Source organism: Pseudobacteriovorax antillogorgiicola (genome assembly GCF_900177345.1).
Lineage (GTDB): Bacteria > Bdellovibrionota_B > Oligoflexia > Oligoflexales > Oligoflexaceae > Pseudobacteriovorax > Pseudobacteriovorax antillogorgiicola.
Genome location: NZ_FWZT01000032.1, coordinates 1 through 25574, shown reverse-complemented (window position 1 = coordinate 25574; position 25574 = coordinate 1). Strand labels below are relative to the sequence as shown.

Below are 25574 nucleotides of genomic sequence, written 5' to 3'. Positions count from 1 at the left end.
TCCCTTTATTTCAACAACTTAATATTATTGATCGCGACTCAGACCCAGAGTTCTTTACGCCATATTATTAGCGTTTAACTGCCGTGGTCTTGACAAGCATCAGGACTTCGCATGTCAAGACATGCGATTTAAGGAGCATGCTATGACTTATGGCAAGGTGAGCCTCGTTGGGGCAGGCCCAGGTCATCCCGATTTACTTACGATGAGGGCTTATCGCACTCTTCAACAAGCTGATGTTGTTTTCTACGACGCTTTATTAAGCGAAGATTTTCTTTCCGTCATCCCAACTGGAATCCCTCGATTCCATGTTGGTAAGCGCTGCTCTCACCACACAGTTCCTCAACGGGAGATCGAGGACCTCTTAGTTCGCTGGGCTAAAAAAGGCCAGCATGTGGTTCGACTCAAAGGTGGCGATCCATTCATTTTTGGTCGTGGGGGCGAAGAACTCACAGCCTGCCTCAAAGCTCAAATTCCATGTGAGATCGTCCCTGGTCTTAGCTCTTTAAACGGTGTTGCCAGCTCCATAGCTCTGCCCCTCACCCATCGGGAGATGGTGCGAAAGGTCATGGTTATCGAGGGCCATACCTTGGGCCAAGACTCAAAAGACTGGCAGCAGCTGGCACAGTTCGAAGGAACCCTAGTCATCTTTATGGGCTCTCGAAAAACTTCTCTTATTGCAGAAAAACTGATTGAGCACGGACTATCTCGGACGACTCCTATGGCCATGGTGGAGTCAGATTCTAAGATGCAACCCCACGCGCAAGTGAGAACATTAGAGGATGTCATATCGTATGGTATGCCCAAGGCAATCGACGGCCCTGGAATTATTTATATCGGACCAACAGTTGATCTATTCCTTCAATGGCAAGCCAGCCAGCAGGTTGAGGGAGCGATCACTCTAACTCCATTCATTAGCCCCGATCAACGCATGAAAGCTTAACGACACCCATAGGAGACTACAATGAGCCAAGAGTTAACCAAAATTGAACGCCTCAAGCAAAGTTCACATGGCTTGCGAGGCAAAATCAAAGAAGAACTTAAGGATCCCGAAGCCAAGCGCTTTACCAATGATTCTGAGCAATTGCTTAAATTTCATGGCATGTATCAGCAGAAAGACCGAGATCGCCGCGCACCAGCAGAGCGCAAGCTTGGCCCTAAACCCTTTACTTTGATGATTCGGGGCCGAATCCCGGGAGGGCGTCTCAGCCCCGAAAGCTGGAGGGTATGGGACGATCTAGCAAGCGCATATTCCAGCGGCGGAATTAGGCTTACCACCAGACAAAGTATTCAATTACATGGTGTTCTAAAATCTCAAGTGGAAGACTCCATCAAGAAGATTCACCAATCACTTCAAACTACCACAGGTGCCTGTGGCGATGTTGTTCGCAATGTAACTCAGGCAGTCAACCCTTGGGGAGACCCGAAGCTTGCGCAGCTTGATCATGTGGCCGAACTCATCTCGCAACACTTCGAAGTTAGAAGTCAGGCGTACTTCGATATCTTTCTCGATGGTGAGTCGGTGCGCGTCGATGAACAAGAAACGATCTATGGCGACCGATATTTGCCCCGAAAGTTTAAAATTGCTGTAAGTGCGGAAGGTGACAACAGTGTCGACATCTATACTCACGACTTCGCCATCGTCGCTACTTTCAACGATGGTGGAGTGATCGATGGCTACCATATATTTGCTGGCGGCGGCATGGGCACATCCCATAATAACGAAGCGACTTTTCCCAGGCTCGCTGATCATCTAGGCTGGATTCCTAAAAAAGAACTTATCCCTATTAGTGAAGCCATTGTCACGACCCAAAGGGATTTCGGCAATCGTGAGGACCGTTCCCAAGCTCGGCTCAAATACACCATTGCTCATCGAGGAGTCGATTGGTTTCGCCATGAGGTAAGCAGTCGCGCCGGTGTCGACTTTGAAGATCGCCCCCTTGCTCCCTGGAAGACTAGATCGCCTTTGGGTTGGTTTGATCAAGCCAATGGCAAAAAAGCTTTGGGCTTGCATCTACTTTCTGGTCGCATTATAGATCAGCCAAACCGCAAGCTGAAATCGGCTCTTCGCCAGATAATCGATCACTACGTTACACAAGTGCAAATCACAGCTGAACAAGATCTGATTCTGGAGGGAATCGATCCCGAAAAGCAAATCGAAGTGGAAACGATTTTGGATCAGAATGGCATTAGCCCTTTTTCCCCAAACCGAATCTTTGATCGAGCCGTGACATGTGTTGCTCTGCCAACCTGCGTGAAGGCACTAGCCGAAAGTGAGAGAGTTGGCGAAGCAACCTTCTCTAGCATCCAAGAGCTATTTGACAAACATCGGCAAGGGCGACGAGCACCAACCGTTCGTATCACAGGTTGCCCAAACGGTTGTGCTCGTCCCTATGCTGCTGAGATCGGCCTCGTGGGTCAATTACCTGGCAAATACGCTTTATTTTTAGGTGGCAGCCAAGAGGGAACACGGCTAGCCAAGAAAATAGGCGATAAACTCAAGCTCGACGATATATATAGGTATCTTGATTTTGCCTTTTCCCAGTGGTCTAAGCAGGGAGAGCCCACCGAAGATTTTGGTGATTTTGTGGATCGTGTCGGCTTGGCTAACCTTAAACCAATCGAGGAGGGCTTAGAATGATACGATCCTTAAATCTCGATAAATTAAACCAAGAAGCCCACCGATGGTCTAGCCAGGACATCATTGATCATGGGATCAAACGATTCGGGGATCGCTTGTCTTTTGCATCAAGTTTTGGGCTAGAGGATATGGTTTTGCTTCACATGCTGAAGGACTACAGTATCGATATTTTTTATATCGATACGGGGCGACTCCCCATAGAAACGTATCAGCTTATAGAAGACGCTGAAAAACGCTATGGCAACCGCTTTCGAAGCATTCATCCTGAGCCTGACGAACTTAGCCGTTATGTAGCGGGTTACGGAATCAACGGTTTCTACCAGTCTGTTGAGGCTCGAACAGCTTGCTGCCATGTACGTAAGGTGAGGCCTCTTGCTAGAGCTCTTGATCAGCAACATGCTTGGTTTGCCGGTTTAAGGGCAGAGCAGTCTTCATATCGCTCAACACTTGCGTTTTTCGAAGACGATGGTTACAACCGAGTTCGAATCAATCCGCTCAAAAATTGGCGCTGGCAAGATCTTTGGGATTACATCGACTCCCACCAAGTACCATTTAACAGACTTCATAAACAAGGATACCCCAGCATTGGTTGCCAGCCGTGCTCCCGTGCCATTAGTCCCGGAGAAGACTTTCGATCTGGACGTTGGTGGTGGGAGAAAAGCAGAAAAAAGGAATGTGGTCTGCATAACCATAGGAGGCAGGAAGATGCACCTGAATGAAAAACATCTTAACGATCTGGAAGACGAAGCGATCTACGTGATCCGTGAAGTCGCCAGTCAGTTCGAAAGACCGATCATGCTGTATTCAGTGGGAAAAGACTCTTCTGCACTGCTTCACCTTGCTAGTAAAGCATTTGCACCAGGTCGCATTCCATTCTCCTTGCTTCATATTGATACGGGTTACAAATTCCCAGAAATGATCGCATTTCGTGATCGGATAAAAGATCATTATGATGTGGACCTCAAAGTCTATCGCAATGAAGAAGCTATAAAAGACGAGGCCCATCCCAGCAAATTAGGAACCCTTCGTTGCTGTGGCCTGCTCAAGACTAAGGCTTTGCTTGACGCCCTTAAACTCTACGAGGTCGACGCTGCTCTAGGTGGAGCCCGCCGTGATGAAGAGAAGTCGAGAGCGAAAGAGCGATTCTTCTCGTTTCGCGATCAACATGGACAGTGGGACCCCAAAAATCAGCGTCCAGAACTATGGGATAGCTTTAATACTCTGATTCACCCCGGAGAAAGTCTAAGAGTCTTTCCTCTTTCTAACTGGACCGAACTTGATATCTGGCTGTATATTAAACGGGAAAACATTCCTATAGTGCCACTTTATTTCTCTGCTTCACGACCAATGATTTCAAAACAGGGTCAATTGATCCCTGCAGTAGGCCGTTTAGGCAATCACCCGGATGCAGTGCCCGTTCCAAGCCGCTATAGAACCCTGGGTTGCGCACCTTGTACTGGAGCAGTGCCCTCAACAGCACGAACACTTGATGATATCATCCGTGAAACTGTGGAGGCGCAAACTTCTGAGAGAGTCACCCGCATCATCGACTATGATGGTGAAGCATCCATGGAAAAAAAGAAACGGGAGGGTTATTTCTAATGAAGAATCTTCTACGAATATCCACAGCTGGTAGTGTTGATGACGGCAAATCTACACTGATAGGACGCCTCCTTCACGATTGCCAATCAATCATGACTGATCAAATGCATCAGCTCTCGACTCAGGGTCAAGGCGACCTCAACTTTGCTGCTCTTACCGACGGACTCAAATCTGAGCGAGAACAGGGTATCACCATCGATGTGGCCTACAAGTATTTTGCTAGCCCTCGCCGTAAATTTATCCTTGCCGATACACCCGGTCACGAGCAGTACACAAGAAACATGGCAACAGGAGCGTCCACAGCTGATTTGGCGATCATACTTGTCGATGCCCGCCAGGGCCCTACTGAGCAAACCAAACGCCACACTGCTATCAGCCACCTTCTCAAAATTCCGCTCGTGATCTTCGCCATCAACAAGATGGATAGTATCGCCTATGATGAAGACCGCTACCTTGAGATTGAGCAGCAAGTTTTAGCCATGGCACAAAAATTAGGATTTGCAGAAAGTCTCGCGCTTCCCATGAGTGCCTTAAAGGGTGATAACATTACCAAGCAATCGACAGCAATGCCCTGGTATCGTGGCCCTTCGCTGCTGGAACATCTGGAAACTCTCGATGTCAGCCCAAGTCGTGATAGCCACGGACATCTCGCCGTTCAATACGTCATCCGCCCCCATCAGGACTTTCGTGGCTTCGCTGGCAAAGTTACTGATGGGACTCTGCGGGAGGGTGATTTTATTGAAGTCTTCCCCGAAGATGGCCGCAGCCGCATCAAGGCTATCTATCGCGGGAATCAGCGACAGGGAGAAGCTCGCGAAGGACAATCGATTCTAGTGGAGCTAGAAGAGAACCTAGATATCCAAGCTGGCTCCATTATCAGCCATGTAGACAACCCCATTCAAGAGAGTTACGCTTGGCAAAGCTCATTGGTTTGGTTTGCAGCCCATGAAGCCCAGGAAGGTCGCACCTACCTGCTCAAACACCGCAGTCGCTACTTCAAGGTTAGGTTGAGCAAACTTCTTAGTAAGTTGAATCTCAGCACACTCCAAACTCAGGCAACCAGAGGACTAAGCCTAAATGATATTGGCCAATGTGTGATTGAAAGCCAAGCGACAATTGGAGCTAGTTCTTACGAATCATCCCGTCTCCTCGGTAGTTTCTTGCTGGTAGATGAGCAAACATATGCCACGGTTGCCGCTGGACGCTTTGAATTTCCTATAGAACTCCCAAAGTCCCAGCGCGAGCTTGTATGGCACTTTATCGATAGCCAAAACTCTGAGTTGTTCAAAAGTCTCATTCAGGAATCCAATACGCTGTTAATAGATAACAGTCCTCTGCCAGGGTCTCCAGAAATTGATTTGTGGTGGCTGAAACAGATTTCTAAAAGCAACATTCCTGTAGTCACCAATCGCCGTGAGCTATTAGATTATTCCGAAGGTGTTCTCTGGCGCGAATGGTCTGAAAATGACCTACAACGGTTGAGACGACTGCTTCTATCAGGAGGTTCACTGTCATGAGTCAAGAAACACTCAAAAGGTCGCTGCTCAAAACTTGCTCCTGGCGCATCATTGCAACCCTTGCTACAGGCCTATTGGTCTATATATTTACCCAAGACCTTCATGCCGCACTTGCAGTGGGAGGTCTTGAAGCTATCGCAAAAATGGTTCTATATTACGGGCACGAAAGACTTTGGAACTCAGTTCACTGGGGTCGGGTTTATCCCATGCCAACTGATCAGGAGTCATACGTCTCACCTGAAAAAAGGAATCTAGCATGACCAAACAAGACTATTTGATTAAAAATCGCCAGACCCTCGAATTGATTGCCAAGCAGCTCAAAGAGTCCTCGCTTCGCTCTGGTTTTCATTTAAGAGACATAAAGTCAGCATGCATCGATCTTTTGGAGCACTTTGAATCCTTGTTGTTGTCGCCGCTCGATCAGAGTGAGAATGTTGTTTCTGAGCTTAGTGATCTACTAGAAAAGCTCCACGGAGCAGCCAATCAAATCGAAAAACTCTATCCAAAGAAATGGACGGAAGCCGCCACTGATCAACTCATGGCAAAGTTTCTCGACTATCTACCGTCCTTACAAGAAGAGCTTAGTCTTGATATACAAGCCGCCATGGACCGCGACCCCGCAAGCACTGATCCTTTGGAAATTGCTATGTCTTACCCCAGTATTCGCGCTCTAAGCCATCATCGACTCGCCCATATGCTCTTTAAGGAAAAGCTGCCTTTAGTCCCACGCTTCATTAACACGTTGTCTCATCAAAAAACCGGGATCGACATTCACCCTGGAGCCGAAATTGGTTCCTCCTGCTTTATTGACCATGGAACTGGGGTTGTCATTGGAGAAACGGCCGTAATCGGTGATCACTGCACTCTTTACCAAGGAGTGACCCTAGGTGCAAAAAGCTTTCCTAAAAATCCCGATGGCACAATTATCAAAGGCCAAGTTAGGCATCCGACATTGGAAAGTCATATCACCGTTTACGCTGGCGCTACGATCTTAGGCGCAATCACAATTGGTCACCACTCTATTATTGGTGGTAACGTGTGGCTCACCCAGAGTCTGCCTGCATACAGTCGCATTCAACAGTCACGCTATCAGCAAAATTTCTTTACTAATGGCGATGGAATTTAAATTTATAGGAGAAAAAAATGAACCGTTTACATCGACCCAAAATTGCAAAGAGTATCCTAGAAACTGTAGGCAACACACCTCTCGTTCGGCTCAATGTATTAGACAAGGACCTGCCCGGAAACATCATTGTCAAGTGTGAGTTTTTCAACCCTCTCTCAAGTGTTAAAGATCGTATTGCTTTGAATATGGTGGAGCAAGCAGAATCTGATGGCACTTTAAAACCAGGTGCTACCATAGTCGAACCGACCAGTGGCAACACTGGGATCGGTTTAGCATTTGTTGCAGCAGCAAAAGGATATAAGCTCATTCTAACTATGCCAGACACCATGTCTATCGAGCGACGAAAACTGCTCAAAGCTCTTGGTGCAGAGCTGGTATTGACCCCAGGGGAGAAAGGAATGAACGGTGCGATTAGCAAGGCGACTGAGATAAAAGAACAGAACCCAAGTTACTATATGCCTCAGCAGTTCAAGAACCCCTCGAACCCAGATATTCATCGGCGAACGACGGCTCTGGAGATTTGGGATGATACCGATGGTAACGTCGACTATATTATCTCAGGAGTTGGTACTGGAGGAACTATTACAGGTGTCGCAAGTGTCCTGAAGGAATTAAAACCTGGAATAAATGCCATTGCTGTTGAGCCAAAGGACTCTCCCGTATTATCAGGAGGAGACCCAGGCCCTCACAAAATCCAAGGTATTGGTGCAGGATTCATCCCCGATATCCTTGCCACGGAACTGATTGACGAGGTGATCCAAGTCAGCAACGAGGAAGCTGGTCAGTGGGCACGACGCCTTGCTAAGGAAGAAGGGATTCTGGGAGGCATCTCGTCTGGGGCAGCCATCGCTGCCGCAGTGGCAATTGCTTCAAGGGTGGAAAATCAAGGCAAAGAAATCGTTGCCATATTACCAAGTAGCGGTGAGCGCTATCTCTCAACTTGGTTGTTCGAAGACGCTTAACCATTGGGAACTATGAGGGTTCTCAAGAGCCCTCAGCAGTTTTTCGCTCTGAAATAACCAAACCCTGAACTAAATCTGGTTAAGCACTAGTGTTTTTGCGCTAGAGCCTCCTGTCTGAAGCCTCCTATTCGCCTCTACAAGATACTAGTTTCGCTATCTTAATATCTATTTCTTAGGTTTCGACTACCCCTAGCCGATATAAAGTTGGGCTAATAGAGGGGATTATGAAATACCATATTGTGACAGCGCTCGTTGCGCTGAGCTTCGTGCTCGGCTGTAAGGACGCTCAGAGAGCTGATCTCGACCGACGAACCGTAGGCCAAGCAAGCGACGCCGATCTATCGGCACGTTCTGCATTTGAATTTCTTTTTCGAGTTGGGGGTCAAACCACAACCGAAGAGAGCTTCACCATTGAAAACACCATCAAAGAGCAGAGCTTTACACTGATCTCAAATCTTGCTCAGCAAGAGATCAGTTTCTCTCAGGTGGACCGTAAGGCATTCAATGAAACTTTCACAAGTAACGAATCCATCGAGGAGAACCTCACCGTTCTTGCTAACGGTACTGGCCTTTTTGTTGACCTAACAAAGCCCGCCCGTGCGGGAACCCTAACCATTCTATTGAACGACTCCCCGGTCACAGGCTATACAATCACCAATCAACGGGTGATGTTCGAAGCGGGGAGTGTTGCAGCCGGCAACTCAGTGGTCGCGAGATATGATCATTCGATTACAGACTATATTCTTATGGCTCCTCCAGCCACAGATACTTTGAGAGTTTCGTTAAATAGTCAGGCACTGAGCCAGGACCTTTATGCGGTATCCGGCCAAACCTTGAGCCTGGTGTCGCCTCCAAGTGTCAACGCAACTTTGACTGTTCAGTATCGGCGAGACGAACCGATGGTCTCGCGCCAGAATTTAGGCTCCAGTACTCTCCAAAAATCGATTCAAGTTTTTTACAACGATGCTCCAGCTGCACCGGATCTATTTCAATTTAGCCAGGAGACAGGAATCCTAGAGTTTGTTCCACCACCTGGGGATGGAACAAAGGTTCAGATCAACTACATCCTAAACGAGGGTGATCAACTTGCCTACTCCTTAGCCAGCGCACCAAGCTCTCCAAGCCAAGTTATCGTCAAAGATGCCCAAAGCCAAGAGTTGCTAAGTCACTCGGTCGTAGATAGAACCCTAACGATTGCAGCAGACAGTTTTCTTGCCGGACGGGAGATCATTGTTCAATATAAAGACGAGATCGATATCACTGAAGGGCTCACGCTTTCAAGAGAACCGGATGCGGGTAGTCTTCGCACTGACTTTGATCCATCCCGATGTCGTTCTGGGAATGGCCTAGCCATTAGCAAACGCAGCGTCATGGTCGACTGCGAAACGGATGGACCACTGGAAATTCGCTTTTTCTACACGTTCACGCAGAATCGCACTCAGTTTGCGATAAACTCAGTGACCAACCCCAATGCTGGGATATGGGAAGTCTATTATGATGGCCAAAAGACCCACGATTGGCGGCGCGAGAATAACGTGATTTTCGTTCCAGCCACGCTCGATAGCGCGACAGAAGTCTTGATAAGATTTATTGCCAATCCTGGGACCGTGAAAAACTAATGCCCAACAGCTTGCTTGATTAACTCCCGCACCCGGAAGTCTCGTAATTCGCCTTCCAGCTGACGCGCGAATATATTAAAGCAGGCCTCACCTTGCGGGCTATACTCAACTCGAAAGCCAAGAGCCAGAGCGGCCACAATAATAGCGCCGATGCTAACGGTACGACCGCAGTGCCATTCAATGAGACCTCTCAAGTTGAGAGGCGTACAGTTTTCCTTTTGCCACTTGGTCATGAGAACAGTAGGTTTAAACCGCACCAAGACACTCATCGCATCGATAGTATGTTGGAGATAGTGGGCTGAATTCATAAAGTCCTGACGGGCACGACCGTAGTCAGGGGAGAGGGGAGACATGAAACCTTTTGCAGTCAATCCAGGCTGCGACTTTACAATACTCTCAAAATCTGATTTCCTCATGGTATCTCCTAAGTGAACGTTCCCTAGGGTTGCAACGAAAGTCTCAGGAAATCCATGATAATCTTGTAAGGGGACCATGAGAGCCATTTAAGAAGGTGCTTAGCTGTTCTTAAGATACTGATTCTCTTTCGGAAACATTTTTTATCTGCCCCACAATACTTGGCCGATCATTCTTCCCACTGTAAAATTCAAAGTGCCCCTTGTCCTGGCCCGCTGTAAGCACTCGGACTTGATCTTTCATGTAAACCGGACCCTTGAATGCCACATCAAAACGAATCGGCTCGCTCGCATTGATATGGAGCATCAAAGGCGCTGTTCCCCGTGCCAAGGCCCACATACCGTGAGCCAAGTCCCGCTTAAAGCCAAAGACCTTAGCCATCACTGCTGACATGTGAATGGGGTTGATATCTTTAGTAATCAGGCCAAAAGATTTACCGGCATGAGACGGTACAGTGAAGCGCAGTGCTTCGACCCCCGCGTGTTCAAGATTCTTGATCATCTCCGCGAGAGGAGACCCAGGGTCTTCCGACGAAAACTTTTTTCTTACCAAGAAAGTGCTAACACTTGACCAGGCCACGCCACGGTCATCCTCAATATCAGTAATTAAATCAAACTCCATTCCTTGAGGCCGTCGCCGATGCTCCCCGAGCCTTAGTTTGGCCCCGTAGTTTGTTTCAACCTTCAACGGGCGATATTGAACAATGTGGTTGCGATGATGAACTGAGCCGAGAAGCTTGAGTGGAAAGGTGTCGTGGGTCATGATCTGCAAGTGCAAAGGCCCAAGAAACGAGTGAGGGTAGAGTATGGGTACATAGCCATTATCGTCGATCTGGCAAATTTGCCGATACTTGTTGAGACGTTTTAAATCAAATTTAAAGTCTTTCCATTGACAGGCTAATTCTGGAAAGGCGTCCCCTTCGCGAAACCTCTTTGAAGAGAATACTGCCTTGTAATAAAATGGTAGCGGATTCGGAAGCGATTGGATTTCAACGGCCAGGTGATTCATTGTATGATCCCAAAATCTTGTAGAGTGAATTTTGAGACTCTAGCTGTGCTTCCAGATTTTTTCAACTGGAGCTTCCCCCGATAGAATTCAGGACTCTGCGAACAAGATGCTGGTCCAGAAAGCTTATTGGCTCGTTGGAGCCACCCTTCTCCAAAAGCTGGAAGAAAACTTCGGGTCCTTGTACTCTGAAAACTGACGCCATTGGGGATAGTAGCGCTCAAAGTCCTCTGGCGTCATTACACTGTCTTTCGCCGGGTACAGTCTGCCATGGGCTTCGTTAACTATGTCTGTCAACCTCTTTAAGGTGGCTTTGGTCGAGCCTGGCCGGTGGGAAAAATCTAGAGTTAGCGTGTATCCTTCCATCGGAAATGACATCATCCCTGGGGAGCTAAGATTGCCAAACTTTTTAAGAACCACTAGGAAGGATGCTAGGCCCGACTTTGCAATCACATTGAAGATTTCAGCAAAGGCCTCTTTTTCAGAAAGAGGTACCACCAATTGATACTGAAAGAATCCGCGACTGCCGTAGATACGGTTCCAGTGGTGAACCATGTCTAAGGGATAAAAGTACGGCTCATAAGGCTTGAGGCTTGTTCCCTGTTTCAAACTATTGGCATAATAGTAGGCTTCGTTAAACGCCTTGCAGGAATAACGATTTAAGACAAAGCTAGGAAGGCTAAAAGGCACTGATAGCGAGGGCTTACGGGATTGGTTCGGAAGTTCATCTGGGCTGTGGTTGGCTCGCATAAAGATGCCTCGTCCCCAACGGTTCCAGGCATCGATGCAATCCATCCAAGCGACTGTGTATTCATAGTGCTCTGAACTTTCGCACAGGTTGAAGAACTCATCCAGCCCCTCAAAAGGAACATTCTCGACCGCCATCACCGGCGAAGCGTATTTAAGTTGTATATCTGCCCAAGTGATCAAGCCAGTTAAGCCAAGACCGCCAATCGTCGCCCGATAAAGATCTGCATTGCTTGCAGGACTACAAACGAGTTCCTCCCCGTTGGATCGTAGAAGCCCAAATGCCTTCACATAACGCCCAAAGGTGCCAGCGCTGTGATGGTTTTTACCATGGATATCGTTGGCGATTGCTCCCCCCACAGTAACAAACTTAGTTCCAGGTGATACCGGCAGGAAACTTCCCCGGGGTACCGCAAACTCCAAGACCTCCCCCAGAGACACTCCCGCTTCACAGCGAAGAATGTTCGTCTCATCATCCCAAGCGATCAAGCGATTGAGCCCTCGGGTTGGGATCAAGACCCCATGATGATTGAGGCATGAATCCCCATAGCTGCGACCCAGGCCGTAGGCAAGGCAATGAGGCTCTACTCCAAGCCAAGTGAACTCATCACGCCAGGCTATAGGCCTAATTTGACTAGGTTTATGGGGAAAGTAACGACCCCAAGATAAAAACTGACTCACACCGTTCTCCGCAAGATCACCGTTGGCCCCTGATCGGCACCTCTAACAAGACTTATGACTCGAAATGGCAGGAAATTCGCCTGTTGCGCCACTCTACAGGTGGGCATGAGTACCATACAAAGCCCTGGAATCAATTTGCTTTTGCACTTGGGAACGGTTCTTTTACAAATCTTAGATAGATAGCCAAACTGTCCATATTTTTATTGACATACATACTTCAGCTGAATATAGTCCCCCCACCCAGGACAAACTGACTATGATAGAGAGACTTATGACAAAGATTTTTGCTATCTTGTTGCTCTTAATGAGCTTTTCGGCAAGTGCCACGCCCTTCAAAATTGGCGTGTACAGTGAGTACCCTTTTTCCAACGGAGTCGAGGCTCGTTTTGGAATTCTACCCACCCCAGTGGAGATAAAGATAAAGGTCGGAGCCCTGGCCCCCGGCTACATTATGGGTGGTTCTGAGGCACTTCTTGAAGCCAATAGGATCAATGTCGAGCAAGCTATTATTTTTGACAATGCCTACGAGGAGGGGTTTCATTTCGAAATTTCCCTAGGTTCCAAAATCCCAAAAATATCCCGTCAGCTATACTTCGATTTCGGCTATGCGATGATTCGAGGGGATGGGCACCTTCCGCCAGCAGACACCCTATCATTAATTTCCCACGGACGACCTGTTCGAAATCTGGGTCCAAGCAAGGAAAACTACGAGCTGGGCTTAAAGGGAGATATTCATTTCTTTCAGGGCAGTCTAGGTTATCTGATCCCAATCAATAAGGTTATCGACATCAAGGCGGAGCTAAGCTTAAAACATGGCTTTCACAGTTCAATCGAGGCCGAATATGGCCCGCGTCTGTACAAAGATGCGTTGTCAAAGCGTTTCGATGAAGCTCAGAAGGATGCACTAAATTCTGTTCCTGTGCTGCCTTCTGTAACAGTTGGTGTGAACTACGGCATCGACCTCTAGAATCGACCTCTTTGGAGGAGCGGCTCAAACCTTTGAAATGGTTACCCCGCTCCCCCCCCAATATCCCTACCCATAAATAAGAATCAAAAGCTCAATGGTTGAGGGGCTAAGTACCGAACTTAAAGTACAAGACCGCCGAGGCATTATGCTGATGACAGGCTCACCCGTAAGTGCCCAACTGCACGCTAGAATAGTAGAGAAGGCCCCCAGGGCCATGTCATTCAACTAGAGACGACGGCGCGGAGGAGATAGTTGAATGCTTTCTTCAATTAAATTCAGACTGACCATAATCGTAGCCAGTCTCGCATTATTACTTCTTGGAATGAACCCATTCATTGCTCGGGAAGTGGAACGAGCCACGATCGAATCATTCGAAAACCAGTCCGCAAGTGAGCAGGCCGGTTTGTTTTCGAGGATACTCGATAATCATTTAGAAGGCCTGAATTCTTGGCTAAGGCCGTGGCTCATTCCCGCTAACCTCAAAGCTTTCACCTCTCAATCCGTCGATAAGGAGCTTTGGGAACGGACTGTTCTGGGAGTTGGCAATCAGATCAGCGTGGCATTCGGTGTCAATCAAATTATATCGTTCGACTTTGAAGGCCATCGACTGTTTGACTACCGAGTATCCCTTGACAGCGTCGTGTTCAGTGAGAGCGATAACAAAGTCCAGGCTATTATCGACCGTGCTATGAATAGTGAAGCTATCGAGACTGGTTTTGTCACATCCCCTTCCGGTGAACCCTTATTCGTTGTCGCAATTCCTGCTGAGGACGATAGCGGTGATATCGCTACTATCCACGGATTTGTTGGCAGCCTGCTCCCGGTTCTTGTTGAGTTTCAGCAAAGCACTGGCTACTATTCGCAGCTCTCTGTTGGCAACTTCCTTCTCACCCCCCCTTCGGATCAAGATTATCAGCTTCGCGATGACGGCTACTACCATGGCGAGCATCGCGGAATCTATAATCTGAGGGAAGTTCCCCTCCCCCATGAAGTTTTTAACGACAAGGCTCACCTCGTCGTTTACGCAGACATGACTCGGATTGTAAAAGACCTCGCGCAAACTCAAGATCGTATCAATTCGTTGTCGTGGCTTATAGCACTTATTTTCTTGCCTATCTTCATCATAGCCGTAGCACTTTTACTGAAGCCACTGACTAAAATGGTTCAAGTCAGCCAGGAAATCGCTCAGGGTCACTACGATAAACGGATTGATGTGCAGAGCAAGGATGAAATTGGCGAGCTAGCAGCTTCATTTGATGTGATGATTCAAGCAATCCAAAAAAGCGATGCCAATACAAGAAGCCTCCTGGAAACGATATCTGAAGGTCTATTTTTTTTCGACAAAGAAGGGAAAATCGCTAAGGAACGATCACAGGCCTTAGAGAAGATCCTGCCAGGTTCAGAGGATTTCCATTCAATCGCTGATTTCTTAAACTATTACTGCGATACCAAAGCCGATACTGTGGAATTCGTCCTTGAATGCCTGAAGGAGGATTCTGGCCTGGTAGCATCATTTCAGGGTACCATGGCCCTGCTGCCTAGCTCTTTCGACTTTGTAGTTGATGATAGGACCCGAAAGATTGCCGTCGCATACAAAGAACACTTCCAGGCTGATGGTCAACTAGATGGAGTCATCGCTGTGATTTCAGACCAAACAGAGTCACTGGAAGCACAGCAGAAGCAAGAAGCACAGACCGAGCGTATCAAGCGTATCTCCATGGCTGCATCAAACCTTGAAAGTTTCAAAGATTTTTTTCAAGAAACAAACAAGCATTTTTTCTGTATCGATCAATGGATACTCGATGGCCGAAGCGAACGATTTCAGCCTCTCGTGCAAACCCTTCATACTCTTAAAGGCAATACTGCAACGTTCGAATTCAGTTCTATCTCCCATCGGATACACGAACTAGAAAGCCAGATTCAAGGTGGTCAACCAACACTTGTGTCGCCAGATGCTAAAAACCTATGGAATGTTATTAAAAACCAATGGGAGGTGGAGACCAACGATATCAATGAGATTCTTGGTTTACAGAAAAATTCCTCCTATGTTCGGGTGGATCAGCGAAAAATCGATGATTTGATTCGCCTTGCCCAGCGAGATGCTAGCAACCAATGGCTGTCAGCGATCGCCAACTTGAAGCTATACCCACCATCGGAAGTGTTCGCGAAGTACCACTGTATGATCCTTGAGCTAGCTCAGCAGGAGAATAAATCCATTCGCTTGAGTTTTGAAGATGATAGCTCTGAGCTATCCTTTCATGAGGCTCAGAGATTTGACAGCGCAATCACACACATCCTTCGCAATTGCGTTGACCATGGCATCGAAACTTGTGAAGAACGACTTGCTGTCGGAAAGCAACGAGACGGGACGATTCAATTCGCCTGCCATCGACGCAAGGGGAAGCTCCACCTGGTAATCGAAGATAACGGGCGAGGAATTGTTGTGGATCGGCTGGTGGAAAAAGCAATATCTTCAGGCCATTGGACTCCTGAAGAGGCGAAACAATCGAGCTTAGAAGATAAGATAAACCTCATATTCGTTGCATTTCTATCCACAACCGAACAGATCACTGAAGTATCCGGCCGGGGCATCGGCATGGATGTTGTGAAGTCGCAAATCGAAGATCTCGGTGGGACAATCAAAGTGACTTCGGTTCCCGGTTCCGGGTGTCGGTTTGAAATTATTGTTCCAGGGTTAGAACGACAGCTCCTAGATAAGGTTGCCTGATTGAGGGGTAACGGCAGTTTCAAAAAAATATTGACAAACCTAGCTGAGATAGCCGGCATGCTTCAACCAGTGGAAGCTCTCTTCTAGAATACGAGACACAGGTGTGATTTCATAGTCCAAATGATTGATTGCTTTGGTACAGTCAACCTTAACATCGTGGGATAGCAAAGCAGCCTTTTCAGGGGTCATGGCCGGTTCACGCCCCGTGAACCAAGATACCAACTCAGCATACTGCCCTGACATTGCTAGGAGCCAAGCCGGTAGCTGTTTGGGGGCCGGGACTTGAAGCAGCTCTGCTACCTCGCGGCCCACATCAAGATAGGACGCCTGGCTGCCGCCGAGCAGGTAACATTCTCCTTGAGTACCTTTGTAGAGAGCTTGCAGATGAGCCTTTGCAACATCTTTTACATGACAAAACGTTCCGAGCCCTGGAGGCACACCAGGCAATTGCCCGCGATGAATCATAGTAAAAAGCTGAGACCAGTTTTGCTCATCGTAGGGACCCATCACATGACACGGATTTAGGATCACCGCATCCAAGCCTTCTTGCACACAGGCCAAGACTTCCTGCTCTCCATAGAATTTGGATTTCATATAATTAATCGGAGCTGTAGGTCCTTTTTTTTCCGATCGCTCATTGATAGTTCCATCGGGTAGGCCCCAAACTGCCACACTAGAAGTATGAACAAACCGCCCTACTTCGTGTTTCAAACTTTGTCTTGCCAAGGTTCGAGTGCCGTGAATATTGATCTGGTTCTGCAGATCATTTTTCATCCTCCACAAACTCACGTCACCCGCAACATGAAAAACCGCATCAAAACCCTGGCTCAGAATCCTAGCCATTTGATCCTGGTCGACAATATCACCCTCAACCAACTGAACATCGAGGTTATCGAGGCGCGAAAGATCCGAGGTCTTTCGGTAGAGAACCGTCACATCCCAACGATCCGCAATCAGCTCCTTGACCACGTGAAGTCCGATGAATCCGGTACCACCAGTTACAAATGCTCTCATCCTCGCTCCCCTATGACGCTACTGCTTCATTCCTTCCCAGCCATCTAGAAAGTCGCGAATTTCATCGCGAACTCGCCTATAGACAAAAAGAATCTCTTCTTCATCGGTTAGATCTTGAGCCAATCTTGGTGGATCGTCAAAGGGATGGTGAATCTTCTTGGCTTTCACCGGTAAACTCGGACAGTGCTCATCTGCGTGCCCGCAAACTGTTGTCACATAATCCATACTCTGCCAAGGCACATCATCAATCACTTGAGATTTTTGTTGGGAGATATCCACACCAGCTTCCTTCATAACCCTAACGGCGTATGGATTCAAACCATGGGCTTTCAAACCAGCCGAGTAAACGTCGTGCTGCCCCTGCCAAAGAAACTTTGCCCAACCCTCAGCCATTTGGCTACGGCATGAGTTACCCGTACATAGAAAGAGAATCGATGCCATCCTGTTGTCCTCGTGAAAATCATAGAAATTTCATGGTATTTAAGGCCTGTAGGGATCGCTAAGCAAGGTAATATTCCGACAGGTGCTCCTCCCCTTGAATTGTAGCCTTGTATTTTCAGGGACTTACACTAAAAAAAGGTCTAGGAATGACGGTGGGATTCTGTTAGTATCCGCGTCCCATCTGACTCGGTTAAGGAGACAAGATTGATACAATTGGTCAGAGACGCCCTTTCCCAGGCCGAGCAAGCCGCTCAGTTTTCGCCGGATGCTGAAACCAAAGTTGGTGCTGTGCTTCTCGATGAGAGCTATCAAACCATACTCAGTAATTGGAATGGCTTCATCGATGGTCACTGTGGCACAGGGTTACCGAATACAAGGCCTCACAAATATACTTATATGCTTCATGCCGAGCGAAAGCTGTTGTTTGACTGCGCACGCCTCGGCCATGCTACAGCAGGCCGGATTATGGTTTGTACCCTAAGCCCCTGCCCCGAATGCTTACGAGCCATATGGCAATCGGGAGTTCGAGAAGTATTTTTTAAAGAACGGTATCGGCGTATTGAAGACTCACTGTCAATGAGCGATCTTCATGTGGCTGAAAAAGTGCTGGAAGATGACCTCTATCATTGGACCTTAAATATTAGGTGACGACATGGCCAAGGTACATTTAAAACCGGGTAAAGAAAAATCACTGATCAATCATCACCCCTGGGTATTCAGTGGCGCTCTGCAAACCGCCCCCAAGAGCCTTGCGAGTGGTGATGATGTGAGCGTCCATAGTGCCAAAGGCCAGTTTCTAGGGCGGGGATACTATAATCCCCACTCTCAGATCAGAGTTCGCATCTATTCATGGCAAGATGGAGTTTCACTGAATGCAGATTTCCTAAGAGAGCAGATCAAGTCAAGCATCGAGAGGCGCAAGCACATTGATCGCCAAGAGACCAACTGCATTCGCTTGGTGGCCCATGATGCTGACTATTTACCCGGACTAGTCATAGATCAGTTTGACCAATGGGTTTCGTTTCAAATCCTCACAGCTGGGATGGAAAAGCATCGAGATACCATTATCGCGTTAATTCTGGAACTACTAAACCCACAAGGCATCGTCGAACGTTCCGATGAGGCGGTTCGAAAGAAAGAAGGCTTGGAACTTCGCAAGGAGGTAATCCTCGGCGAGCTGCCCAAGGAGGGGGTTACTGTCTTAGAGAATGGCATGAAACTCCTTGTGGATCTTTGGGAGGGACATAAGACCGGCTTCTACATCGATCAACGAGACAATCGCGCAATTATCAAACACTATAGCGAAGGGTCTCGGGTGCTAAACTGCTTTAGCTATACAGGGGGCTTCTCCGTGGCAGCAGCTCTGGGTGGTGCTCACGAGGTAACAAGCATCGACGAAAGCGAGCCAGCTTTGGAATTGGCCCAAGAAAGCTTCGAAAAAAATGGTTTGTCGATACCTCACCATACCATCCACAAGGATGTCTTTAAATATCTTCGCGAATTAAGAGATGCTGGTGAGCAATTCGACTTCATAATACTCGATCCACCTAAATTTGCAGCAAGCCACCGTAATATTCAGGGTGCTTGTCGCGGCTACAAGGACTTGAACCTTTTAGCTTTCCAATTGCTCCGCCCAGGGGGCCTTCTAGCAAGCTTTTCTTGCTCGGGATTGATCTCTCGTGACTTGTTCCAAAAAGTTGTTTTTGGAGCCACCATTGATGCGGGCTGCGATGCCCAGATTGTTAAGCATTTGAGTCAATCTGAAGATCACCCTACTCGCCTATCATTTCCAGAATCACTATACCTAAAAGGGTTATTATTGAGAAAGGTGTAAGATGAGTCGGACTACGATTCACCCAGGCTATGTATTTGCAGGAATTGCGACCCTTGTTTCCGTATCGTTCTTAGATAACATCCGAGGGCCCTTACTTCCCATTCTCTGCGAACGTCTTAACCTCTCCTATAGCTATGGTGGACTCTTTCTGACAATCGGCAACTTTGCAGCCGTGGTGTCGACCCTGATGATGGGCCGGGCACTAAAGCGACATTCAGAGAAAAAAGTCACTCTCTTTATCTGCGGTTTTTGTGCCCTCCCGGGCTTTATTGCCCCATGGGTCCACGATCTCGTACGACTTTTAGCACTCGGCTTAGTTATGGGAGCTGGTGTCGCACTGATGGGAAGCATCTGTAATATTCTTACAATCAAAGGCTCACCTAGCCACCTCCGTGGTCGTTTGCTATCCATTCAGCAAGTCATGTACGGCGTCGGTTCGTTCCTTGGACCTATGACTTTCGCCTGGTTCTACGAAGCACAATACCCTTGGTGGACAGCGATCAGTATCATGTCACTAGCAAACCTAATTCTAGCTGGCATCATAACTCGGGTGGTTCCCGATGAGCCAGCGGAAGATCATGACTTAAATCAACCAAAGGAACCCTTCCAATGGTATAGTTTGGTGCCGGTCACCCTTTTCGCCATCTATGTAGGTGGTGAGGTGCTAACATCCATGTGGATGTCGACTTATTTTATCCAAGTACAGAACTATTCCACTGTAGATGCCTCACAACTGACCAGCTACTTCTTTCTTGCTATCTCATCGAGCCGCTTCCTTAGTTTCTTGTTAGTTCGTCCACAGTGGGAGCGTATGGCAATGATAGGCAGCCTAGTTCTAGGCATTACCTTCATTCTTCTAGCTATCAATGGGTATCCTAAGCTCATGCCTCTTGCTGGCTTATTAGGACCATTTTTTCCTCTCTTTATGGCACAAGTTTCACATATCTATCCCAAGCTCTGGAAGTCTATGACTATCTGGATCTTCACTGCCATACAAACATCTTTAGCCCTCATTCACCTCAGTGTAGGCCAGTTGACAGACTGGGTGGGTATCGAACGAGCCTTTTATCTCGCCCCACTGATGATCACGATCGCCTTGTTCATGAGTTTGAGCTTTTTCCGGAACAATCCTATCAAATTTCAATCAACTTGAAGCAAGAGACGTTCCACACAACAATGATCATAGTCATTGTTGCACTTAGCTATAGTAAATAGACATTTCTCTGTAAGCTGTTTTTACTAGGCACCAACGTTCGCTTACATTTTGATGGGGATCAAATATGAAACGAGTTTTAGCGGGATCACTTCTTCTCGCGGGAGCCTTAGCTACCAATCTTTATGGCCGTGATGAAATAGTCTGGGACCAATCGTCACTGAAAGACGTCCGTTGTGCTGATAGCTTGCCAAACTTGAAGTTCCAATCTAGATCAAGCTTTAGCCTAGAAAACACAATACTGTTCCTTTGGGCTGCACATGTCATGGAGAACAACTCCTCGGATGAAGTTCAATCTCAATTTCAAGACTTAGGCTTCTCAGATATCGAGATGATCACTCCAGATAGTGTGGGGGGGTGCGGAATCTATGATTGCTGTTAGCGGCGATACGATGCTGATCGCCTTTCGAGGTAGTAAATGGATCAAAGACTACCTTATAGATGCAGAATTTTTTCAGAGATCATCAAACGTCAACGAAGTTCGCGGCAAAGTGCATAGCGGTATTCTTCGGCACTACAAAAACCTCCGCCCTGCTCTTGTCAACGGGATAGAATCCCGTCGTCATAAGGTTAAGAAGATATTCGTCACTGGCCATAGCCTTGGCGGTGGCCTGGCCCAGCTGACTTCACTCTACATTGCTAAGAACAAGCTGCCGATCAAGGGATTGTATACCAGTGCTGCTCCTCGTCTAGGGGACGCCGAGTACCTAAGAGACTTAGAAATTCATCTTCAAGAAAAGATCTATTCCGCTATCACCCAACTGGATCTGGTGCCTCACCTCCCACCATCCCAGTGGCTAGCACCAGAGTTTGCGGCGATTGTTCCTGGTGATAACGTCTTTACGCGATGGCTCAAAGGCTTCGTGGAGTTTCTTAACTATGATGTATCACCCGGACAAGTCACCTTTATTCCACAGTCTGGATCATGGAAAACCATGAAAAGCTTTGAAAAGTTAAGTAGTGAGCGCCAATACTGGGAGCGTTTGAAAGATAGTATCCAATCTGGCAATATCTGGCAGCTTTTTTCTGATCTTCAGGAGCGCTTCGGAACCCACACTCCAGAGGCTTATCTTTGCCAATTAGCGGAAGCGGAATCCACGAAACGCAGTAGTTTATTCTGAGTTCAGAATAGACGCTCTCCCGATAAGGATGCTCGGTGGATCAAGAATTTTTTAAGCCATAGGAAATGCTTTAGTTGGGATTCGTCCATTGATTGAGACTGTCCTGAGAGCAGTTTATAAATTTCTCTCACTTCTGAATATGAAAGCTCCACGAAACCTTCTACTGCGGTGCACGGAATGAGATTCAGAAATCGATTCGTTTCGGAGCCGTAGGTTTCAGCTATGACCTTGGCTTTTAATTCAAATTGCGCCCGACTCAGGTGATGATGCTCATCCGGAAAACAATTGTAAGCAACTCCAAAAACTGGACAGACCCCTCTAAAGAATCGTGTCACAGCATAACACACATCCTGATGGTGAGGGTGCATATACTCACCAACGGGACCATGAGTATAAACTCTAGTAGGCGTCGGTAGATCTTCTAACATCTCAGAGACCTCGTCATAACTGAGCCTTTTTTCATAGATATCGGGTAAAGTCCCGAACTTACCGTGGTGAATTCCAAAGCTTGCCATGGCTGACGTAAACTGCTTCTTCCTAACAGACCCTTGACCATCGGCATTACCATCCGTCACACACAGAACCCGAGTCTCGCGAGCCTCCTGCATCAAAATCGATGAAAAAAATAGTGTCTCGTCGTCTGGATGGGCTGCTACGATTAAGTTATACTCATGGTGAGACGGGCGAGACATAAGAGATTCCACCTATGAAGATATTATCTTGTGCGGACGACAGAACCTTTATCGACCTATCCCTGCAATGGCTTAGAAAAACCGTTGAAGATATGGATATTCGGAAGATATTTGTGCCTGCTGGCAACACACCCAAGACTCTCTATCAGCATATAGAGCAGGAGTCGTTTCCTTGGCTCCAAAATGTTACCTTCGTGCAGATCGACGAACTTCTCGACGTTCCCCCTAAGATTCGATTTCGCTCCTTTCTTGAAGACTATCTTCCTACTTATCGAAACCAGATTCATTGGATTGATCAGGGCCCACTAGATGGAGTCGGTGCTACTATCCTAGGCCTGGGTATCAATGGTCACATTGCCTTTCACGAACCCCATATGAGCCCTGGGTTTCGATTTGGCGAAGTAACGCTTTCATCTGAATCATGCCGCTATCTGCGACTGCCTGAAGGCACACGGGGGGTTAGCTATGGGGTGGGAAGCTTCATGGCCAGTGAACGTGTGCTTCTGCTCGTTGTTGGCGAAAGCAAACAAAAGGCCTTGGATGGCATGCTACGCAATGATCGTCGTTTTCCAGCTACTTGGTTGCGTGAGCATCCCGACCTAACCATTATCTATCGCTCAGACCAAGTTAAGGCAGAGCAACAATAGCCCGAACCCGAGGGTTCGGTATTTCTTTTATCTAAGAATCACGAAGGGTTCCTCTAAGTGGTGCAGGCCTGGACTTTGAGCCAAGCCGCGTGAGGGTTGCCCTCACCTGCAAACCTCCGGAAGGGGCACTGTTCGTCATTCGTGAACCTAATTTTGCGCGAATCCTAGGCCGGAGGCCAAAGTTCGTGCTGTAGGTCTTGTTCACCAAGCGAGTTCCAATCATCGTAACCTCCTAAATCACGAAAAAGATCACGACTCTTACACTTGTTTGAGTCTCTAGCAATACTATAAGACTCCAATCAACCATGTCTAGTGCTAGCTTTCAGAAATAAGTCAAGCTCCACTGAACTCTTCCCAGATCAGCGATCGGCCTGTTTGCCGTTGCAATCTGATTGGATTAAAATAGGGGTATCCTTGAACGCAGCGTGGAAACTTTTATGGTCTGGCGAAACTTAGTCATCCTACTTTTACTAAGCTCATGTGCTGATAAATTCTACGAAGTTCAGCTAGAAGGTTACAAAACACCTAGAGAAGGCTTTACCGAGCTTAAAAAGTTGGGTGTCGTGATGGACGAAGATTTCGCTCCTGAGTTCTCTAAAAAGCTCTTTGAGAGTCTCAAGCAATGTCGTAACTTCTCTGAAGTTGATGACATTAAAACAACAATCAATATGTCTAAGGCAAATAGTAAGGAACTTAAGGAGCTTTTTGAAAAAACGATCGAAAAAGATGCCAAAGCCAGAACATCAAATGGAATCCTTGCCTTAGATCTTTCCGTGAAGCGAGTGAAGAAGCGCCTCGAGAAAAGCACAGCCTTTCGTTTTTTGGATCGCAAAAATCAAGATTGGTTTGTAAATTACGGAATACCCGCAAAACCTGAGCTTGGCTACTCCAATCAATTTGAAATGGCTCCGAAGAGGAAGATAGGTCGAAAAAGTATCTATATTCGCTATGCTGACTATGAATACAAAATTCGATATGCCCTGTATAACCGCGTTACTGGAAAAGTTGCTGTGGAAGGCATTGCCGATACCGCTTCGACATTAAGTGTGTTCTCTGCAAAGCCCGCTGTAGCTCGAAAAGATGTACAAGATGTGATTATCGCCAGCCTTCGCAACAGAATTATTGATAAAGTCTGTGAACGACAGCAGTATAAAGAGTTTCTTTACTATTTCCCAAGCAACACTCCAGCAGGCCTACTCATCAATGAAGGAGTCGATCTTGCCAAGCAAAATCGATGGAAACTTGCTGCGACTAAGTGGGAAAACGCTCTAGCCAAAGAATCGAAAAATGCCGTGGCTCATCACAACCTTGGAGTCTACTACGAATACATTGGTGATCCGATCCAAGCCTACCCTCATTATCGCCGAGAAGGCCGAGGCAAATGGGCTTCCATTGTACTTCAACCCCGGCTGGAACGCTTCCTAGATGAGTATCAAACTCCAGACTTTAAGAAGTCATTTTTGCCTCAAATCGCCTTTATATCAGCGGGAAATTGGGTCTACATTTATGCCAACAACAACAAGCTTGGAATCAACAAAAAGTATCCCATTTTCCGGGTTGAAATGAATCGTAGCGAGACCGAGCAAGCGGTTGTAGGAACTCACCTTCGAGAGGTCGGATCGATCCGCGTCATTCGTGAGAAAAATGGTTTCTATGTGGGACGCGTCCGACTCTCTGTTGTGGATTACCCCATCTTACCTGGTGACTTCGTTATCAATTAGTGGATGCTCCATGACAAGAATCTATTTTATTGTCATTTTTTTATTCCTCTCAAACCTTGGTCATGGATACGAAGCACTACGATATCAGGGATTCTTTAATACGGGAGTAGCTTGGTCGTCTACCAAGTGGCCCTATGAAAAAGATAAATGGGACATCACTAACAAAGCGAGCTTTGCAGCACTAACCAATGCTGGATTAAGCTTAGGTACCCAGTTTGCGAAAGAGTTCGTCTTTGAAAGCCAAATATCTACAAATACGCTTGCGGGAGACGTTGGGCTGGTCAATGACTACGCATTCCTCAGATTCCAGCCAAGCGACCACTATCATGTCAGTGCAGGTCGTCTCCGCAATGAGACACTTTTCTATTCAGCAAGCGAAAAACGATCCATAGCTCACCCATGGACCATACCTCCTGCTGAAGTATATGGTATCAATCGCTACGACCACTATGAGGGCCTCAGGGCCTCTGGACTCTATAGCTACCAAAACTGGGATTTTAGCGCGAGCTTGTTTGCCGGACACTCAAAAACCAAGCAAGAGTCTGGAAGTACAAGAGATTATCTAGGAATCATGGGAGTCCTTATCGAGATCGATAACCCCGTGCTCCAAGGCCAGCTGTCCTATAGCTCCTATCGCACCAACGACCCCGATCTTTTTTGGTCTGAGCGCCGGACACAGGAACTTTCTATAAGCCTGAAGACAGACTATCATGGTATAACCGCCTTGACAGAGTTCATGAACCACACTGATATGAACTACATCCTCCTAATCCTCACACGCCATAACGAACGTGCTCCGGTATAGGCGGAGTTTCGTGCTTCAACATCCAGGTAACCCCAGACTCCACACCTAAGGTCAGTTCCTGACCCGTGACCTTTTCACCC

Annotated in this window: 26 protein-coding genes; 19 read left to right on the top strand and 7 right to left on the bottom strand. The window is 47.3% G+C overall.

The genetic code is table 11. The features are described 5' to 3' along the window. Positions 1-142: 142 nt before the first annotated feature. The 9 genes from cobA (at position 143) to B9N89_RS28120 (ending at position 9464) form a co-directional block, all read left to right on the top strand. Entirely contained in the window at positions 143-940 is a 798-nt protein-coding gene (cobA, locus tag B9N89_RS28160) for a uroporphyrinogen-III C-methyltransferase (protein ID WP_159455701.1), read from the top strand. Positions 941-961: 21 nt separating this feature from the next. Further along, the gene (locus tag B9N89_RS28155) at positions 962-2638 is read left to right on the top strand and encodes an NADPH-dependent assimilatory sulfite reductase hemoprotein subunit (RefSeq protein ID WP_132325298.1); all 1677 of its coding nucleotides are present in this window, start codon (positions 962-964) and stop codon (positions 2636-2638) included. Further along, positions 2635-3357, top strand: a complete 723-nt coding sequence (locus B9N89_RS28150) for a phosphoadenylyl-sulfate reductase (RefSeq protein WP_132325296.1) — start codon at positions 2635-2637, stop codon at positions 3355-3357. The genes B9N89_RS28155 and B9N89_RS28150 overlap by 4 nt, the downstream gene beginning before the upstream one ends. Next, positions 3344-4240: a sulfate adenylyltransferase subunit CysD gene (gene cysD, locus B9N89_RS28145; protein ID WP_132325294.1), complete on the top strand. Its 897-nt coding sequence runs from the start codon at positions 3344-3346 to the stop codon at positions 4238-4240. The genes B9N89_RS28150 and cysD overlap by 14 nt, the downstream gene beginning before the upstream one ends. Beyond that, positions 4240-5757: a sulfate adenylyltransferase subunit 1 gene (locus B9N89_RS28140; protein WP_132325292.1), complete on the top strand. Its 1518-nt coding sequence runs from the start codon at positions 4240-4242 to the stop codon at positions 5755-5757. The genes cysD and B9N89_RS28140 overlap by 1 nt, the downstream gene beginning before the upstream one ends. Beyond that, on the top strand, positions 5754-6017 hold the full coding sequence (locus B9N89_RS28135) for a DUF2061 domain-containing protein (RefSeq protein ID WP_132325290.1): 264 nt from the start codon (positions 5754-5756) through the stop codon (positions 6015-6017). The genes B9N89_RS28140 and B9N89_RS28135 overlap by 4 nt, the downstream gene beginning before the upstream one ends. Beyond that, positions 6014-6883 (top strand): serine O-acetyltransferase EpsC, encoded by an 870-nt coding sequence (epsC, locus tag B9N89_RS28130; protein WP_132325289.1) that lies wholly within the window; start codon positions 6014-6016, stop codon positions 6881-6883. The genes B9N89_RS28135 and epsC overlap by 4 nt, the downstream gene beginning before the upstream one ends. A 17-nt stretch (positions 6884-6900) precedes the next feature. Then, positions 6901-7845 carry a cysteine synthase A gene (gene cysK / locus B9N89_RS28125; RefSeq protein WP_132325286.1) on the top strand — a complete coding sequence of 315 codons (945 nt, stop codon included), beginning with the start codon at positions 6901-6903 and terminating at the stop codon, positions 7843-7845. A 224-nt stretch (positions 7846-8069) separates the two neighbouring features. Then, positions 8070-9464, top strand: a complete 1395-nt coding sequence (locus tag B9N89_RS28120) for a hypothetical protein (RefSeq protein ID WP_132325283.1) — start codon at positions 8070-8072, stop codon at positions 9462-9464. On the opposite strand, the gene B9N89_RS28115 is transcribed toward B9N89_RS28120, so the two are convergent. From B9N89_RS28115 to B9N89_RS28105, 3 genes are all read right to left on the bottom strand, one after another. Next, positions 9461-9880: a hypothetical protein gene (locus tag B9N89_RS28115; RefSeq protein ID WP_132325280.1), complete on the bottom strand. Its 420-nt coding sequence runs from the start codon at positions 9878-9880 to the stop codon at positions 9461-9463. The two genes, B9N89_RS28120 and B9N89_RS28115, sit on opposite strands and share 4 nt — an antisense overlap. A 109-nt stretch (positions 9881-9989) precedes the next feature. Next, positions 9990-10886, bottom strand: a complete 897-nt coding sequence (locus tag B9N89_RS28110) for a MaoC/PaaZ C-terminal domain-containing protein (protein ID WP_132325278.1) — start codon at positions 10884-10886, stop codon at positions 9990-9992. A 123-nt stretch (positions 10887-11009) separates the two neighbouring features. Further along, on the bottom strand, positions 11010-12311 hold the full coding sequence (locus B9N89_RS28105; RefSeq protein WP_132325275.1) for an FAD-binding oxidoreductase: 1302 nt from the start codon (positions 12309-12311) through the stop codon (positions 11010-11012). Positions 12312-12582: 271 nt separating this feature from the next. Here B9N89_RS28105 and B9N89_RS28100 point away from each other — a divergent pair, with 271 nt between their 5' ends. Together B9N89_RS28100 and B9N89_RS28095 are read left to right on the top strand one after the other, a co-directional pair. Then, on the top strand, positions 12583-13278 hold the full coding sequence (locus B9N89_RS28100; RefSeq protein ID WP_132325272.1) for a hypothetical protein: 696 nt from the start codon (positions 12583-12585) through the stop codon (positions 13276-13278). Between the two features lie 256 nt (positions 13279-13534). Continuing rightward, positions 13535-16006, top strand: a complete 2472-nt coding sequence (locus B9N89_RS28095; RefSeq protein WP_132325269.1) for an ATP-binding protein — start codon at positions 13535-13537, stop codon at positions 16004-16006. Between the two features lie 39 nt (positions 16007-16045). Here the strand turns inward: B9N89_RS28095 and B9N89_RS28090 are convergent, their stop codons facing one another. Then, the gene (locus B9N89_RS28090) at positions 16046-17020 is read right to left on the bottom strand and encodes an NAD-dependent epimerase/dehydratase family protein (protein WP_132325267.1); all 975 of its coding nucleotides are present in this window, start codon (positions 17018-17020) and stop codon (positions 16046-16048) included. A gap of 18 nt (positions 17021-17038) precedes the next feature. Further along, positions 17039-17461 (bottom strand): arsenate reductase ArsC, encoded by a 423-nt coding sequence (locus B9N89_RS28085; RefSeq protein ID WP_132325264.1) that lies wholly within the window; start codon positions 17459-17461, stop codon positions 17039-17041. 204 nt (positions 17462-17665) lie between these two features. On the opposite strand from B9N89_RS28085, the gene B9N89_RS28080 reads away from it, so the two are divergent. The 5 genes from B9N89_RS28080 (at position 17666) to B9N89_RS28060 (ending at position 21629) form a co-directional block, all read left to right on the top strand. After that, positions 17666-18109 carry a hypothetical protein gene (locus B9N89_RS28080; RefSeq protein WP_159455700.1) on the top strand — a complete coding sequence of 148 codons (444 nt, stop codon included), beginning with the start codon at positions 17666-17668 and terminating at the stop codon, positions 18107-18109. 4 nt (positions 18110-18113) lie between these two features. Next, complete coding sequence (locus B9N89_RS28075; protein WP_132325258.1) at positions 18114-19295, top strand: class I SAM-dependent rRNA methyltransferase; 1182 nt, start codon at positions 18114-18116, stop codon at positions 19293-19295. 1 nt (position 19296) lies between these two features. Next, positions 19297-20448, top strand: coding sequence for an MFS transporter (locus B9N89_RS28070; RefSeq protein WP_132325255.1), 1152 nt, complete (start codon positions 19297-19299; stop codon positions 20446-20448). Positions 20449-20575: 127 nt separating this feature from the next. Further along, on the top strand, positions 20576-20890 hold the full coding sequence (locus B9N89_RS28065; protein WP_132325252.1) for a hypothetical protein: 315 nt from the start codon (positions 20576-20578) through the stop codon (positions 20888-20890). After that, positions 20877-21629: a lipase family protein gene (locus B9N89_RS28060; protein WP_132325250.1), complete on the top strand. Its 753-nt coding sequence runs from the start codon at positions 20877-20879 to the stop codon at positions 21627-21629. The genes B9N89_RS28065 and B9N89_RS28060 overlap by 14 nt, the downstream gene beginning before the upstream one ends. A 2-nt stretch (positions 21630-21631) precedes the next feature. Here B9N89_RS28060 and B9N89_RS28055 read toward each other — a convergent pair whose 3' ends face one another. After that, positions 21632-22321: a PIG-L family deacetylase gene (locus tag B9N89_RS28055; RefSeq protein WP_132325247.1), complete on the bottom strand. Its 690-nt coding sequence runs from the start codon at positions 22319-22321 to the stop codon at positions 21632-21634. Between the two features lie 14 nt (positions 22322-22335). Here B9N89_RS28055 and B9N89_RS28050 point away from each other — a divergent pair, with 14 nt between their 5' ends. Continuing rightward, positions 22336-22968 (top strand): 6-phosphogluconolactonase, encoded by a 633-nt coding sequence (locus B9N89_RS28050; RefSeq protein ID WP_132325244.1) that lies wholly within the window; start codon positions 22336-22338, stop codon positions 22966-22968. 31 nt (positions 22969-22999) lie between these two features. Here the strand turns inward: B9N89_RS28050 and B9N89_RS28045 are convergent, their stop codons facing one another. Next, on the bottom strand, positions 23000-23191 hold the full coding sequence (locus B9N89_RS28045) for a hypothetical protein (protein WP_132325241.1): 192 nt from the start codon (positions 23189-23191) through the stop codon (positions 23000-23002). Positions 23192-23405: 214 nt separating this feature from the next. Here B9N89_RS28045 and B9N89_RS28040 point away from each other — a divergent pair, with 214 nt between their 5' ends. Beyond that, positions 23406-24689: a hypothetical protein gene (locus B9N89_RS28040; protein WP_132325238.1), complete on the top strand. Its 1284-nt coding sequence runs from the start codon at positions 23406-23408 to the stop codon at positions 24687-24689. A 10-nt stretch (positions 24690-24699) separates the two neighbouring features. Next, positions 24700-25494 (top strand): hypothetical protein, encoded by a 795-nt coding sequence (locus tag B9N89_RS28035; RefSeq protein WP_132325235.1) that lies wholly within the window; start codon positions 24700-24702, stop codon positions 25492-25494. Positions 25495-25574: the final 80 nt, after the last annotated feature.

Bases quoted from the DNA above. Each gene is read 5' to 3' on its own strand.
- B9N89_RS28055 (WP_132325247.1), bottom strand. From the start codon at position 22,321: ATGTCTCGCCCGTCTCACCATGAGTATAACTTAATCGTAGCAGCCCAT.
- epsC (WP_132325289.1), top strand. From the start codon at position 6,014: ATGACCAAACAAGACTATTTGATTAAAAATCGCCAGACCCTCGAATTG.
- B9N89_RS28085 (WP_132325264.1), bottom strand. From the start codon at position 17,461: ATGGCATCGATTCTCTTTCTATGTACGGGTAACTCATGCCGTAGCCAA.
- B9N89_RS28115 (WP_132325280.1), bottom strand. From the start codon at position 9,880: ATGAGGAAATCAGATTTTGAGAGTATTGTAAAGTCGCAGCCTGGATTG.
- B9N89_RS28035 (WP_132325235.1), top strand. From the start codon at position 24,700: ATGACAAGAATCTATTTTATTGTCATTTTTTTATTCCTCTCAAACCTT.
- B9N89_RS28150 (WP_132325296.1), top strand. From the start codon at position 2,635: ATGATACGATCCTTAAATCTCGATAAATTAAACCAAGAAGCCCACCGA.
- B9N89_RS28100 (WP_132325272.1), top strand. From the start codon at position 12,583: ATGACAAAGATTTTTGCTATCTTGTTGCTCTTAATGAGCTTTTCGGCA.
- cysK (WP_132325286.1), top strand. From the start codon at position 6,901: ATGAACCGTTTACATCGACCCAAAATTGCAAAGAGTATCCTAGAAACT.
- B9N89_RS28155 (WP_132325298.1), top strand. From the start codon at position 962: ATGAGCCAAGAGTTAACCAAAATTGAACGCCTCAAGCAAAGTTCACAT.
- cysD (WP_132325294.1), top strand. From the start codon at position 3,344: ATGCACCTGAATGAAAAACATCTTAACGATCTGGAAGACGAAGCGATC.
- B9N89_RS28060 (WP_132325250.1), top strand. From the start codon at position 20,877: ATGATTGCTGTTAGCGGCGATACGATGCTGATCGCCTTTCGAGGTAGT.
- B9N89_RS28090 (WP_132325267.1), bottom strand. From the start codon at position 17,020: ATGAGAGCATTTGTAACTGGTGGTACCGGATTCATCGGACTTCACGTG.
- B9N89_RS28070 (WP_132325255.1), top strand. From the start codon at position 19,297: ATGAGTCGGACTACGATTCACCCAGGCTATGTATTTGCAGGAATTGCG.
- B9N89_RS28140 (WP_132325292.1), top strand. From the start codon at position 4,240: ATGAAGAATCTTCTACGAATATCCACAGCTGGTAGTGTTGATGACGGC.
- B9N89_RS28040 (WP_132325238.1), top strand. From the start codon at position 23,406: ATGGTCTGGCGAAACTTAGTCATCCTACTTTTACTAAGCTCATGTGCT.
- B9N89_RS28050 (WP_132325244.1), top strand. From the start codon at position 22,336: ATGAAGATATTATCTTGTGCGGACGACAGAACCTTTATCGACCTATCC.
- B9N89_RS28075 (WP_132325258.1), top strand. From the start codon at position 18,114: ATGGCCAAGGTACATTTAAAACCGGGTAAAGAAAAATCACTGATCAAT.
- B9N89_RS28045 (WP_132325241.1), bottom strand. From the start codon at position 23,191: ATGATTGGAACTCGCTTGGTGAACAAGACCTACAGCACGAACTTTGGC.
- B9N89_RS28135 (WP_132325290.1), top strand. From the start codon at position 5,754: ATGAGTCAAGAAACACTCAAAAGGTCGCTGCTCAAAACTTGCTCCTGG.
- B9N89_RS28065 (WP_132325252.1), top strand. From the start codon at position 20,576: ATGAAACGAGTTTTAGCGGGATCACTTCTTCTCGCGGGAGCCTTAGCT.
- cobA (WP_159455701.1), top strand. From the start codon at position 143: ATGACTTATGGCAAGGTGAGCCTCGTTGGGGCAGGCCCAGGTCATCCC.
- B9N89_RS28120 (WP_132325283.1), top strand. From the start codon at position 8,070: ATGAAATACCATATTGTGACAGCGCTCGTTGCGCTGAGCTTCGTGCTC.
- B9N89_RS28095 (WP_132325269.1), top strand. From the start codon at position 13,535: ATGCTTTCTTCAATTAAATTCAGACTGACCATAATCGTAGCCAGTCTC.
- B9N89_RS28110 (WP_132325278.1), bottom strand. From the start codon at position 10,886: ATGAATCACCTGGCCGTTGAAATCCAATCGCTTCCGAATCCGCTACCA.